Raw genomic sequence first — 13,361 nt, forward strand, 5'->3', positions numbered from 1 at the left:
CCAATAACTTTACTCTGTTGTGAAATGAGAAAAGTTATTAGGTTTTATACACAATATCTCTTTTTCCTTATCTAAATGGTCAAAAAAGAGATCTTGTAGCAAGGATAAAACTTTGATGAAAAATGCAGGGCCATCACAACGGCAACTTAGAGTAGCAGAGCAAGTACGTCATGCAATAGCGCATATATTACAGCGTGATATTTTGCTTGATGATATCTTAAAAGATATTGTTATTTCTGTCTCTGAAGTACGCATGTCACCAGATTTAAAAATTGCTACTTGCTTTGTATCACCTCTCAGCACTCTTAAAAATGCTTCTCATACCGATGTTGTTGACACCCTCAATAAACATAGTCGTTTTCTCCGTGGAGAAATTAGTCATGCGTTGCGACAAATGAAATATATGCCAGAACTGCGTTTCCGACTTGATAATAGTTTTGATAATTTTTCAAAAATTGATGCCCTCCTTCGCTCGCCTGAGGTTGCGCGCGATCTTCACCATAGTGATACAGATGAGGATTAAAGATATGGCGCGGAAACACAAGAAAAAAGGGCGTCCTGTTTCTGGCTGGGTCATATTTGATAAACCAAAAGGAATGAAATCAACAGAAGCTGTCTCACAAATCAAATGGATCTTCCATGCTCAAAAGGCAGGACATGCGGGCACACTTGATCCTCTTGCTTCTGGTCTCCTTCCCATTGCATTGGGCGAAGCAACCAAAACCGTCCCTTATGTGATGCAAGGCAAAAAAACTTACCGTTTTCATATTGCTTGGGGGCAAGAGCGCTCAACAGATGATTTAGAAGGAGAAATAACGAAAACTTCTCTCATACGTCCAACACAAGAAGAAATACTTGCTCTTCTTCCTCAATATACAGGTGTTATTTTGCAAACACCTCCACAATTTTCAGCAATCAAAATTGCCGGAAATCGTGCCTATGATTTAGCGCGTGAAGGAGAAGTTGTTGAAATTCCGCCCCGTGAAGTGGAAATAGAAACTTTCAAGTTATTAGAAATGCCTACCAAAGAGCATTCTGTCTTTGAAATAACCTGCGGAAAAGGAACTTATGTGCGCTCTTTAGCACGCGATATGGGACGTGATCTCGGTTGCTATGGGCATATTGCTGATTTAAGACGTATTGCCGTCGCACCTTTTGATGAAGAAGATCTCATTACATGGGAGGAACTAAAAGCAGCCATTCCACCAAATAAAAACACTACAGATAAGAATAATCGTTCTTTTGAAAAAAACTTCACAACACTTGATGAGCTCTTAATTGACACAAGCGCCGCATTGGATTGCCTCCCTCACTATATCCTTAATGAAACTCAAGCACAGAGAATTATAAGAGGCCATTCTATCCTCTTGAATCATCACAAAGTACCTCTTGATGAAGAGGAAATTTGTGTCCTCTATAAGGAACAACTTCTTGCTATTGGCACTCTCGACAAAGGTCTATTTAAACCAAAGCGGATTTTCACAATTTAATCGATTCTTTTCCCAACCACCTTTTGCGGAAAGATATTTTTCTCTATCAATTAAGAAAAATATGGTGCTTTTCATTGTCTATATTTACCGTATTCATATCAAAATTTAAGTCAGTGCTATAAGCTAACACCACCACACACTTTTTCCTCTTAATGTCGCAACAATCCTTGCATTCGAAAGGATTCATAAGAGGCTTTTTATTTCTTTTTTAATCGTTTTTTACTCATACTTTAGTCCTCGTTTATAATGTAAAAGCAAAGATATGGACTGATTTACTCTAAATAGATTTGAAACGAGAAAAGCTTAAGATTTTCAGAACTATCACTCAACATGAAAAATAACAAATAACCATTATAAATCAATTCATTAAATATTGAAACAGCAATTTTTTTATGATTATGCTAACAAATTGATCGAAATAATATTAATATATTTAATATTTATAAAAACTGTTTTAACCCTAAGGGAGATGATCAGAGGAAACTTTTAAAAGCATCTCATTGGCTTGAGGTATTGTTTGGCGTTCAATCATGCGGTGCACTCTTATACCGTTAGGAGCACAATTTAAATGACGCAGACGCTTATTGACTTCTGCATCTGCTTTTGTACGACGATGATTATGGCGTAAATAATCTACCCATGTTGGCATATGATAAGCCTCTGTCCAATATTCAGGTCTTTCAAGATCTCGTAAAAGGACCCACTGACGCGCACCATCACGTAATCGAATATGGCGTCGACGCGTCATCACTTTGAGAAACTCTTCAAGATCATTTTCATGAATTTTATAATCGATCATTATCATGATCGGGCCACTTCTTGCTTTGAGGTCAAGTAATAATTCCGGCTCTCTAAAATGATCAAGAGGATTTAAATCTATCTGAGGAATTTCTTGAATTCTAAATTTTACCCCCGCAAGAGCACCAAAAATCAAGAATAGAGAACAAACGCTCAAAGCAATTGTTGGAGAATAACCATCAGCCAAAACTCCCCAGATTGCACTTCCAATAGCCATCCCCCCATAAGATGCCGTTTGATAAAGTGCTAAAGAACGTGCAACAACCCAGCGTGGTGTAGAGAGTTGTACAGATGTATTAAACAATGATAATGCCAAAACCCAACATAACCCTGCAGGAAATAAAGCAATATGGCTTATAATCAGTGAACGGCTTATTCCCAATAAAAAGCAAGAAAAGGCAAAACCAATAAATGCACTTGCAATAATTGTTTCTGAACGAAAATGATGCCGTACAACTGCATTAATAATACCTGCTGTCATGGCTCCTAACCCAAAACAACCGAGCAATGTACCATAAAGAAGGGCACTTCCTCCAAGAACTTTATGCGCAACAATTGGCAAAAGTGCTAAAATAGAAATTGCTCCTATACCAAAAAGGAACGCTCGAACCATAATACTCAGGAGATTAGGTGACATCGCAACATAACGCAAACCATCTGAGACAGCTCCTAACAGCCTTTCTCGTGGTAATGAGTTGTTTTCATAATTCGACTTCCAGAAAAACAACGCACCAATAAGAGGAATATAGCTTATAGCATTGAACAAAAAAGCAGCAGATGCCCCCAAAGTTGCAATGATGGCACCACCAATAGCAGGACCAACACTCCGCATCAAATTAAAGCCGACACTATTCAAACTAACAGCAGCAGGAATATTTTCCCTGCTCACAATATCTCCTATCGTTGCTTGCCAAGAAGGATTATAAAAAGCTGTACCACATCCAATCAAAAACGTAAAACATAACAAAAGCCAAGGTGTTAGAAATCCCATATAGGCTAAAACAGATAAACTCATCGATATGACCATCATCATAATCTGCGCACACAACATAATTTGACGCCGATTAAAATTATCAGCTAATGCCCCTGCCATCAAAGAAAACATAACAAGTGGTAATGTTGTGGCACTTTGAACTAGCCCAACCATGGAATGCGAAGAACTAATCAACGCCATTAACCACCCTGCTCCAACAGCCTGTATCAGCCCCCCTAAATTAGAAATAAGAGTCGATGACCATAAATTTCGAAATACCGAATTACGAAAAAGCTTTAATGTTGAAATGCTCTGCATCTTTTTCCTCCAAATCGGTATTTATCACTTTTGTTACCACATACACGCTCATAATCTTTGTATCAAAAGGATGCATAATTCTTTAAAAAACTTCTCATAAAACTCTATTTAAATCAATATTTCAAAACAAAAGCTTTTATTTAAAGAAAGACTTCAAAATGCTGTCAAGGACTAGTATTTTAACCTTCTTTCCTATATAAGAGCGAAAATAGGTAAAAGTCTTCGACTTTTCCTGTTTTTTCACAGACCCTTGCTGAACGACATCTCGGCTATGGGTGACTTTATGTTTCTTCGTTTTTGGAAAGGATAATACGATGTCGATTACAGCTGAACGTAAAAAAGCTCTTGTCGCAGAATATGCAAACAAAGTTGGTGATACAGGATCACCAGAAGTACAGATTGCTGTACTTTCTGAACGTATTTCTAATTTAACAAACCACTTTAAATCTCACAAAAAGGATAATCATTCTCGTCGTGGTCTTTTGAAGATGGTATCTCAACGCCGGCGCCTTCTTGATTATCTTAAAGGAGTTGACCAAAATCGTTATCAGACACTTATAAAGAAGTTAGGTTTGCGTCGCTAAAAGAAAAATGGAAGTGGTATTAAAAAAACACCCATTTTTTCAACGTGTTGCTTTTAATTAAAAATTTTAAAAACTGATAAGTTATTATGGGATAGGACTGCTCATCATTTCGCATTTAAGCAGTTTACTTCTCTTTTCTTGCAACAAAGATAAAAAGTATGTTGTCCACCTCAGATCTTGGAAGTATGCTACGCAAAACCAGAATGTGAGCAATCAAAGATTTAAACACTGGTCATTAAGGATAAAAAATGTTCAAAACGCACAAGATAGAAATTGAATGGGCCGGGCGTCCGCTTACCCTTGAAACAGGGAAAATAGCGCGTCAAGCTGATGGTGCAGTGATTGCTACCTATGGAGAAACGATTGTCTTAGCAACCGTTGTATCGGCCAAAATCCCAAAACCAGACCAGGACTTTTTTCCACTCACCGTTAATTATCAAGAAAAATCCTATGCTGTTGGTCGAATACCTGGGGGCTATTTAAAACGTGAAAGTCGACCAAGTGAAAATGAAACTTTGGTTTCACGTTTGATTGATCGCCCAATTCGTCCCCTTTTCGTTGAGGGATATAAAAATGATACACAAGTTATTGTTTCCGTTATACAGCATGATCTCGAAAACAATCCCGATATCCTTGCGATGATTGCATCTTCTGCCGCATTGACCCTGTCAGGTGTTCCTTTCATGGGGCCTATAGCTGGTGCCCGCGTTGGCTATTGTAATGGACAATATGTTCTTAATCCTCATATCGATGAAATGCCTGAATCAAAACTTGATCTTGTTGTTGCTGGAACAGAAAGTGCTGTTTTGATGGTTGAATCAGAAGCACAAGAATTACCGGAAGATATCATGTTGGGAGCTGTGATGTTTGGTCACAAAGGCCTTCAACCTGTCCTTGATGCCATTATAAAGCTTGCTGAAGTTGCTGCAAAAGATCCTCGTGATTTTGTTCCTGAAGATCTTTCTGAACTTGAAAAAGCGATGCAGAAAATGGCAGGACAGGATATACGAAAGGCTTACAGAATTACTGATAAGCAAGAACGTTATGCTGCAATTGATGCACTAAAGACAGAAATCCTCAATAAATTTATGCCAGAAACAGAAAAAGATTGTCAATTTAGTGCAGATCAAATTGCAACCGTATTTAAACAGTTGCAAGCAAAAATTGTTCGCGGAAACATTCTTGATACCCAAAAGCGGATTGATGGACGCAATCTTTCTACCGTTCGCCCTATCCAATCAGAAGTAAGTATTTTACCCCGCACACATGGATCAGCACTCTTTACCCGCGGAGAAACACAAGCAATTGTCGTTGCAACATTGGGAACTGGTGAAGATGAACAATATGTTGATTCCTTGACAGGAATGTATAAGGAAACATTCCTTCTCCATTACAATTTTCCACCATTTTCAGTGGGTGAAACGGGACGCCTTAGTTCTCCTGGTCGTCGTGAAATTGGACATGGCAAATTGGCATGGCGGGCAATTCACCCCATGTTGCCAACGAAAGAATCTTTTCCTTATACCATTCGTGCTGTCTCAGAAATCACTGAATCCAATGGCTCTTCTTCTATGGCAACGGTTTGTGGAACCTCACTTGCTCTTATGGATGCTGGTGTTCCCCTAGCACGCCCTGTTGCTGGTATTGCTATGGGCTTGATTAAAGAAGGAGAACGCTTTGCTGTTCTTTCTGATATTTTAGGGGATGAAGATCATCTTGGAGATATGGATTTTAAAGTCGCAGGAACAGAAAATGGTATTACTGCCTTGCAAATGGATATCAAAATTGATGGTATTACCGAAGAGATTATGAAAATCGCGCTTGAACAAGCCAAAGGTGGACGAATCCATATCCTTAATGAGATGGCGAAAGCTTTAACCAGTGCACGTGCTGAGCTGAGTGAATTTTCTCCACGAATCGAAGTTATGAATATTTCTGTCGATAAAATCCGTGATGTTATCGGCTCTGGTGGTAAAGTTATTCGGGAAATCGTGGAACAAACGGGAGCAAAAATTAATATTGAAGATGATGGTACCATTAAAATTGCTTCTGCTGATGCTAAAACCATTGAAGCAGCAAAACGTTGGATCCATTCTATTGTCGATGAGCCTGAAGTTGGTGCTATCTACCAAGGAACAGTTGTAAAAACTGCAGAGTTTGGTGCGTTTATAAACTTCTTTGGTTCTCGTGATGGACTCGTTCATATCTCTCAGCTTGCATCAGAACGCGTCAGCAAAACAACCGATATTGTAAAAGAAGGTGACAAAGTTTGGGTTAAATTAATGGGCTTTGATGAGCGTGGAAAAGTTCGATTATCAATGAAGGTCGTTGATCAAACAACCGGAAAGGAAATCACCGGTGATGAAGCAATCAATGAAGAAAAGTACGTGGATGAAAAAAAACAACCTGAAAATAAGCGCCGCCGTAAGAAAGAAGAGTAAGTTTTTCCTCTTATCGTATCATGAAATGCCATCCCAACATTGGAGTGGCATTTTTCTTTAAAAGAGTCATATGTGTCATTATTTTTGCCTTTTGAAAATCATGAACTCCCGTATCCTGATCCAAACCAGTGTTGGCTAAGTTTTGGTTTAACAGAAATCCCAGCTCCAGAATGGGCACAAAATTTAAAAGTTATTACGCCTTGGCGACCAGATTTTTTAAAATTTGTCGATACTCAATTTCACTGCTCTCCTCAAATAGATAAAACTTTCAGCTATGATGGTGCATTTTTACATTTGAGCAAATATCGTGGTTTGAACCAAAATTGTTTTCTTGATTTATTAGAATGCGTTAAACCCAATGGATGGATTGTAATCAGTGGAGATAAAACTGCTGGTGCTGCTTCAATGATGAAATGGGTCAAAACAATTGTTCCCATCACCAATAAATTGTCTAAAAATCATGGTCTTGTATTTTGGTTGCAAGTTCCTCAACAAATTGAGAGACATAACATTGCGCAATTGCGCTCACCACCGCTCACTTTCGGTAAATTTCAAACCACTTCTGGTATGTTCTCACACGGACGTATTGATCCAGGATCTGCTGCGCTTGCTTCTTATATGCTCAAAATTATTTCTGGAAAAACGGCTGATTTTGGTGCTGGATGGGGTTATCTTTCTCACGTTGCGCTTGAAAGAAGTGAAAAACTCACCGCTCTAGACCTTTATGAAGCAGACTACAATGCTTTGAGAGCAGCAAAACAGCACCTTAAATCCATAACAGCTCCTTTTCCAATTCATTTTTATTGGCATGACCTTGTACATGAACCTATCACAAATCTATATGACACAATCATTTCAAATCCACCGTTTCACACACAACAAACAACAGATGTTTCATTAGGAAAAAATTTTATTATAAATGCTGCAAAGTGCTTAAAGCCAAACGGCAGTCTGCTTTTTGTTGCAAACCGCCACCTGCCTTATGAAACATTATTAAAAAATATTTTCCGCACAGTGTTGATACATGAACAAGCCCATGGTTTCAAAATTATCGAAGCACGCAGATAAACAGAACAAGCAATAACTTTCAAAGAATAAAACGGGAAAGATCGATATCAGCAGCAAGCTCACCAATAGATTTTCTCACGTAAGCAGCATCAATTTTAAACGATGTTCCAGCTTTATCAGGTGCAGTGAAAGAAATCTCATCCAAAACGCGTTCCATCACTGTTTGCAAACGACGTGCCCCTATATTTTCAATCCTTGCATTTAAATCTACAGCAATATCTGCTAAAGCATCAATTGCATCATCGGTAATTTCCAAATGAACCTCTTCTGTTGCCATAAGAGCAATATATTGTTTAATCAAACTGGCTTCTGGTTCTGTTAGAATGCGTCGTAAATCTTCCCTTGTTAAAGGGTTGAGCTCCACACGGATGGGCAAACGTCCTTGAAGTTCCGGTAATAAATCAGATGGCTTGGAAACATGAAATGCACCTGAGGCAATAAAAAGAATATGATCTGTTTTGATTTGCCCATATTTTGTAGCAATTGTTGTTCCTTCAACCAAAGGCAAAAGATCCCGTTGAACGCCCTCACGCGAAACCGCAACACTTGCTCCACCATCCCTGGTTGCAATTTTATCAATCTCATCAATAAAAACAATACCGTCATTTTCAGCAACACGAAGCGCCTCTTGAATAATTTGCTCCTGATCTAGGAGTTTTTCAGATTCATCATCAATGAGCGGTTTAAAAGAATCCTTTACTGTCGTCTTACGGACTTTTGTACGACTGCCCATTTTGCCCAAAATATCTGATAAATTCATAATACCCATTTGTGCCCCAGGCATACCAGGAATATCAAAGGTTGAAGCACTATTGCTATTATTATCGGCTACTTCAATTTCAATCTCTTTCTCATCCAATTCACCTCCACGCAATTTTTTACGAAAACTATCACGGGTAGCGGGACTGGCTGTTTTACCAACAAGGGCGTCTAAAACGCGCTCTTCAGCATTCACGTGAGCCTTTTCTTTTATTTCATCCCGTTTCTTTTCACGCACAAGAGAAATGGCAATTTCAACAAGATCTCGAATAATTTGCTCAACATCACGTCCCACATAACCAACTTCAGTAAATTTAGTTGCTTCTACTTTAACGAAGGGTGCTCCAGAAAGTTTTGCTAATCGACGTGCAATACCAGTTTTACCAACTCCTGTTGGCCCTATCATTAAAATATTTTTTGGCATAACTTCTTCACGCATCGGCGCATCAAGCTGTTGCCTACGCCACCGATTGCGCAGTGCAATAGCTACAGAGCGTTTGGCATCATTTTGGCCAATAATAAAACGATCAAGTTCAGAAACAGTTTCACGAGGGGAAAATACAACACACATTTAAATAGCTTTCTCTAAAGAAGATAATTCTGCATCCAATGTTTCAATCGTAAAATGATCATTGGTGTAAACACAAATTTTAGCGGCAATAGCCATAGCTTTACGAGCAATAGTTTCTGCATCCAAATCCAAATCCATGAGTGCACGCGCTGCTGAAAGAGCAAAATTTCCTCCAGAGCCAATTGCCATAACCCCATCTTCTGGTTCTAAGACATCACCAAGCCCTGTTAGAGCCAAAGTTACTTTCTTATCAGCCACTAGCATCATTGCTTCGAGACGACGCAAATAGCGATCTGTTCTCCAATCTTTTGCAAGTTCCACACAAGCACGCATAAGCTGATCAGGATATTGCTCAAGCTTTGTTTCCAATCTCTCCAGTAATGTAAAAGCATCTGCCGTAGCACCAGCAAAACCAGCAATAACCACTCCGTTCTTTCCAAGACGACGCACTTTACGTGCATTACCTTTCATAATTGTCTGTCCAAGAGAGACCTGACCATCCCCGGCCATCACGACTTTTCCACCTTTTCGTACCGTAATAATTGTTGTACCATACATTATGTCTGGCTTATGTTCTGTCATAAGGAAACTCCTTAATATTAACTTTACTTTTTAATATTGATTTCTTTTCATACAATGTAAAACTCAATTACTATTGTCCTATTTAAGAACATATACAGCAAAACACAATGATTCAGCATAACTCAATTTGTTGAAAATGGAAAAATGATATCATTGTTGTCAATGTAAATTACTGCTAAACAGCTTTATATAAACAGTTTGTGCTTTTTAGAGGAAAATTATGAAAAAAATAGCCATAGGGACCTTAGGTGGAACAATTGCAATGACTGCTGATAGTTTTGGTCACATGCAACCGACTTTAACTTCAGATAACCTCATAAAAAGTGTTCCTGTTTTAAATAACGTTGCTGATATTCATGCACAAACATTAATGCAAATACCAAGTGGATCTTTATCGTTTCAAATGCTTTTTGAAATAATTAAGTGGGCAAAACAACAAATAAACGCTGGTGCAGAAGGTATTGTTTTAACACAAGGAACTGATACTCTGGAAGAAACAGCTTTTTTTCTTTCTCTTTATTGGAAAGAAGCCGAACCACTCATCATAACCGGTGCTATGCGCATGCCTCATGAAGCAGGCGCCGATGGCCCCGCCAACATTTTAGCAGCCACTCGTGTCGCAGCAGCCACACAAAGTCGTAACAGGGGCGTTCTCGTTGTCATAAATGATGCAATTCATTCACCTTATTGGCTCTATAAAAGCCATACCATCAAAGTCGAAACATTTCAATCAGGTCTTGCAGGTGTTTTAGGAACTATTTTAGAGGGAAAACTTATTTATTTCAATGATCGAAAATTTTTCCCCAAAACGTTTGATCTTCCCCAAAACCATGATCATCAAATTGCACTCCTCTATTCCTCTTTATCATCTGATGCAAAATTAATGAAACTATGCCTTGAAAGTGGGTATTATGCTGGAGTTGTTATTGCTGGTTTTGGTGCAGGACACTGTAGTTTTCAAGAAGCAGACCTTGTACAACAATATGCACAAAAAATACCAATCATTATTGCTAGTCGTTGTTGTAATGGCTCAACAACTCGTATAACTTATGGCTATAAAGGCTCCGAAATCGATATGATTGCTTCTGGTGCTCTCATGTCTGGTTATTTATCAGCCGTAAAAGCGCGTCTACTTTTATGGACTTTTTTGGCGCAAGGGCACTCATTAGCACAAATCCGTGCAAACTGGAATGACTGGACTATAAGTTAATGAAAAATGATCTATTATCTTAAAAGAAGAGAGCATGCAAAACAAAATTTACTTGAAAATAAAGCCGCTCATCTGTCTACTCTTAATCAATTGCTGCTGCAAAAAATTCTCGACCAATACAAATGATTGATACGACTATACAAAAAATTAATCAGAAAGATAATCTGGTCAAATCCGTTTCTGACCGATATTCACCCTATCGCGTTTTTACTGCACAAGAATGGTCAGAGTTTCGTGCAAACACACCTCTTACTTTGACTTTTGATGAAATTAAGCGTTTACGCTCTATTGATGATCCTATTGATCTTAAAGAAGTCCAACGCATTTATCTTTCTTTATCGCGTCTATTATCATGCCATGTTGAAGCAGTACAGGAACTTTTTCACAAACGTCAGCAGTTTCTCCATCAAGAAGAGAGTAGAAAAACGCCCTTTATTATTGGAATTGCTGGTTCTGTAGCTGTAGGAAAATCAACCACGGCTCGCATTCTTCAAGAACTGTTGAAAAGATGGACATCTAGCCTTAAAGTTGATCTGATAACGACGGATGGTTTTCTCTATCCTAACGCAATCTTACAGCAAAAAAATCGAATGAATCGCAAAGGATTTCCTGATTCCTATGACATTAAAAAGTTGCTGTGCTTTCTTTCGGCTATAAAAGCAGGTATCGGAAATGTCCGTGCCCCGCTTTACTCACATATGATCTATGATGTTCTAGAAAATCAGACTATTACCATTGATCGTCCTGATATTTTAATTGTTGAAGGTATTAATGTATTACAGGTCAGTGATCTTCCTAAAGATGGGAAAGCTATTCCTTTCGTATCAGATTTTTTTGATTTTTCAATCTATGTCGATGCCGAAACAGAAGTCATTCGTCACTGGTATTTGGAGCGCTTTAAACGTTTGCGTAAAACAGCTTTTCAAAATCCTGAATCCTATTTTCATCGTTATGCCCACCTCAATGAAAAAGAAGCTTCAAAAATCGCTGAGGATCTTTGGCAAACGATTAATTTAAAAAATTTACAGGAAAATATATTGCCAACACGACCACGGTCCAATCTCATTCTACGAAAGGGAAAAAATCATTTGGTCGAATATGTCGCACTTAGACGACTATAAGGATCTCATAACTATGCAGCACCACCACATTTATTTTACCTCAACGCGTATCGATAACAGTTGCCCTATCATCTTGGTAAACCAAAGAACTCTTGCCAACTTATCACTTGATGCGTCAACAACAGCATGGATAAAAGTTAATGACTTTACTGGTAAAGCAGGACAAATACTCTTTATTCCTCACGAAACGGGGCATTTAAAAAAAGTTTTATTTGGAATTGGCAATGGTAACGATCCTTTTATCACAGGACTGCTTGCTCAAAAGCTTCCTGCTGGTCAATGGCATTTAGAAGGTACAACCTCTGATGAAATAAATACCTATCTTGGACTGGCATTTGGTAGCTATCAATTTAATCGCTATCGTCAAAATTCTTCTTTCAAATCATTATCTATCCATGTCAATGAGGCTATTGATCTTAATGAGCTCCAACGAATTTATGAAGCTGTCTTTTTCGTCCGTGATCTCATTAATATTCCAGCCAATGATATGAACCCTGATGCTCTCGAAAAAGAAGCTCGAAAACTAGGAAAAACCTACGGTGCTCATATCAAAAGTATTTGTGGAGACGATCTCTTAACCCATAACTTTCCGATGATTCATGCTGTAGGACGAGCAGGCAGCACTGCACCACGACTGATTGAGTTACTCTGGGGGCAAGAACATCATCCTAAAATAACGTTGGTGGGCAAAGGCGTAACTTTTGATACTGGAGGACTCGATATTAAATCAGCCAATAACATGTTGCTTATGAAAAAAGACATGGGGGGTGGAGCAAACGTTTTGGGATTGGCTAAACTTATCATGGATGCAAAATTGCCTTTCCGTCTACGCGTTTTGATTCCAACTGTAGAAAATGCAATTTCTGCGAATGCTTACCGACCAGGTGATATTCTCAAAAGTCGTAAAGGTTTAAGTGTTGAAGTAGGTAATACAGATGCTGAAGGGCGACTTGTCCTTGCCGATGCACTCGCCTATGGTGATGAAGAAAGTCCCCAATTCATGCTTTGTATGGCTACTTTAACAGGGGCAGCGCGTATAGCATTAGGACCAGATCTTCCCGCATTTTATTGTAATGATTCAATATGGGCACAACAAATTTCTGAATCTGCTCACGCTGTCTTTGATCCTCTTTGGCAAATGCCCCTTTGGAAACCTTACCAAGAGATGTTATCATCACCAATTGCTGATCTTAACAATGTAACTGGAAATAGCTTTGCTGGTTCTATAACGGCTGCTTTATTTCTTAATTCTTTTGTTGAAAAAGCTGAACATTTTGCGCATTTTGACCTTTATGGATGGGTTCCAAAAGAAAAACCAGGATACCCTATTGGTGGATCAGCACAAACTATTCGTGCCCTTTATAATATTTTTAAAAATGAATTTTGACACAAATATCCACAAAAATGGACAATTTTGCAGCTTAAAGAATAATTGGTCTTACACTG

11 protein-coding genes are annotated in these 13,361 nt (G+C 38.5%); 8 read left to right on the forward strand and 3 right to left on the reverse strand.

Annotated elements, in window-relative coordinates:
* Positions 1 to 115: 115 nt before the first annotated feature.
* A complete protein-coding gene (gene rbfA, locus ACFIMX_RS08275; RefSeq protein ID WP_375613309.1) occupies positions 116 to 523 on the forward strand; it encodes a 30S ribosome-binding factor RbfA in 408 nt (135 codons plus the stop codon).
* A 4-nt stretch (positions 524 to 527) separates the two neighbouring features.
* A complete protein-coding gene (gene truB, locus ACFIMX_RS08280) occupies positions 528 to 1,490 on the forward strand; it encodes a tRNA pseudouridine(55) synthase TruB (RefSeq protein ID WP_375640253.1) in 963 nt (320 codons plus the stop codon).
* 460 nt (positions 1,491 to 1,950) lie between these two features.
* On the opposite strand, the gene ACFIMX_RS08285 is transcribed toward truB, so the two are convergent.
* Positions 1,951 to 3,579, reverse strand: a complete 1,629-nt coding sequence (locus tag ACFIMX_RS08285) for an MFS transporter (protein ID WP_375613307.1) — start codon at positions 3,577 to 3,579, stop codon at positions 1,951 to 1,953.
* Between the two features lie 314 nt (positions 3,580 to 3,893).
* Here ACFIMX_RS08285 and rpsO point away from each other — a divergent pair, with 314 nt between their 5' ends.
* From rpsO to ACFIMX_RS08300, 3 genes are all read left to right on the forward strand, one after another.
* On the forward strand, positions 3,894 to 4,163 hold the full coding sequence (gene rpsO, locus ACFIMX_RS08290) for a 30S ribosomal protein S15 (protein WP_375611819.1): 270 nt from the start codon (positions 3,894 to 3,896) through the stop codon (positions 4,161 to 4,163).
* Positions 4,164 to 4,411: 248 nt separating this feature from the next.
* Positions 4,412 to 6,604, forward strand: a complete 2,193-nt coding sequence (gene pnp / locus ACFIMX_RS08295; protein WP_375694310.1) for a polyribonucleotide nucleotidyltransferase — start codon at positions 4,412 to 4,414, stop codon at positions 6,602 to 6,604.
* 72 nt (positions 6,605 to 6,676) lie between these two features.
* Positions 6,677 to 7,672 carry a class I SAM-dependent methyltransferase gene (locus ACFIMX_RS08300; protein WP_375694311.1) on the forward strand — a complete coding sequence of 332 codons (996 nt, stop codon included), beginning with the start codon at positions 6,677 to 6,679 and terminating at the stop codon, positions 7,670 to 7,672.
* A 19-nt stretch (positions 7,673 to 7,691) separates the two neighbouring features.
* Here the strand turns inward: ACFIMX_RS08300 and hslU are convergent, their stop codons facing one another.
* Together hslU and hslV are read right to left on the reverse strand one after the other, a co-directional pair.
* Entirely contained in the window at positions 7,692 to 9,002 is a 1,311-nt protein-coding gene (gene hslU, locus ACFIMX_RS08305) for an ATP-dependent protease ATPase subunit HslU (protein WP_375618047.1), read from the reverse strand.
* Entirely contained in the window at positions 9,003 to 9,584 is a 582-nt protein-coding gene (hslV, locus tag ACFIMX_RS08310; protein WP_012754621.1) for an ATP-dependent protease subunit HslV, read from the reverse strand.
* 220 nt (positions 9,585 to 9,804) lie between these two features.
* On the opposite strand from hslV, the gene ACFIMX_RS08315 reads away from it, so the two are divergent.
* The 3 genes from ACFIMX_RS08315 to ACFIMX_RS08325 all read left to right on the forward strand — a co-directional run bounded on the left by ACFIMX_RS08315 (position 9,805) and on the right by ACFIMX_RS08325 (position 13,302).
* Positions 9,805 to 10,794, forward strand: a complete 990-nt coding sequence (locus tag ACFIMX_RS08315) for an asparaginase (protein ID WP_375694312.1) — start codon at positions 9,805 to 9,807, stop codon at positions 10,792 to 10,794.
* Positions 10,795 to 10,916: 122 nt separating this feature from the next.
* Entirely contained in the window at positions 10,917 to 11,915 is a 999-nt protein-coding gene (gene coaA, locus ACFIMX_RS08320) for a type I pantothenate kinase (RefSeq protein ID WP_375618049.1), read from the forward strand.
* A 13-nt stretch (positions 11,916 to 11,928) separates the two neighbouring features.
* On the forward strand, positions 11,929 to 13,302 hold the full coding sequence (locus ACFIMX_RS08325) for a M17 family metallopeptidase (protein WP_375694313.1): 1,374 nt from the start codon (positions 11,929 to 11,931) through the stop codon (positions 13,300 to 13,302).
* Positions 13,303 to 13,361 lie beyond the last annotated feature (59 nt).

It is taken from the genome of Bartonella sp. AD24XZML (assembly GCF_042196485.1).
Taxonomy (GTDB): domain Bacteria; phylum Pseudomonadota; class Alphaproteobacteria; order Rhizobiales; family Rhizobiaceae; genus Bartonella.

Excerpts from the sequence above, each read along its gene's own strand:
- ACFIMX_RS08325 (WP_375694313.1), top strand. The coding sequence starts at position 11,929 with ATGCAGCACCACCACATTTATTTTACCTCAACGCGTATCGATAACAGT.
- pnp (WP_375694310.1), top strand. The coding sequence starts at position 4,412 with ATGTTCAAAACGCACAAGATAGAAATTGAATGGGCCGGGCGTCCGCTT.
- rbfA (WP_375613309.1), top strand. The coding sequence starts at position 116 with ATGAAAAATGCAGGGCCATCACAACGGCAACTTAGAGTAGCAGAGCAA.
- truB (WP_375640253.1), top strand. The coding sequence starts at position 528 with ATGGCGCGGAAACACAAGAAAAAAGGGCGTCCTGTTTCTGGCTGGGTC.
- hslU (WP_375618047.1), bottom strand. The coding sequence starts at position 9,002 with ATGTGTGTTGTATTTTCCCCTCGTGAAACTGTTTCTGAACTTGATCGT.
- ACFIMX_RS08315 (WP_375694312.1), top strand. The coding sequence starts at position 9,805 with ATGAAAAAAATAGCCATAGGGACCTTAGGTGGAACAATTGCAATGACT.
- ACFIMX_RS08285 (WP_375613307.1), bottom strand. The coding sequence starts at position 3,579 with ATGCAGAGCATTTCAACATTAAAGCTTTTTCGTAATTCGGTATTTCGA.
- hslV (WP_012754621.1), bottom strand. The coding sequence starts at position 9,584 with ATGACAGAACATAAGCCAGACATAATGTATGGTACAACAATTATTACG.
- coaA (WP_375618049.1), top strand. The coding sequence starts at position 10,917 with ATGATTGATACGACTATACAAAAAATTAATCAGAAAGATAATCTGGTC.
- rpsO (WP_375611819.1), top strand. The coding sequence starts at position 3,894 with ATGTCGATTACAGCTGAACGTAAAAAAGCTCTTGTCGCAGAATATGCA.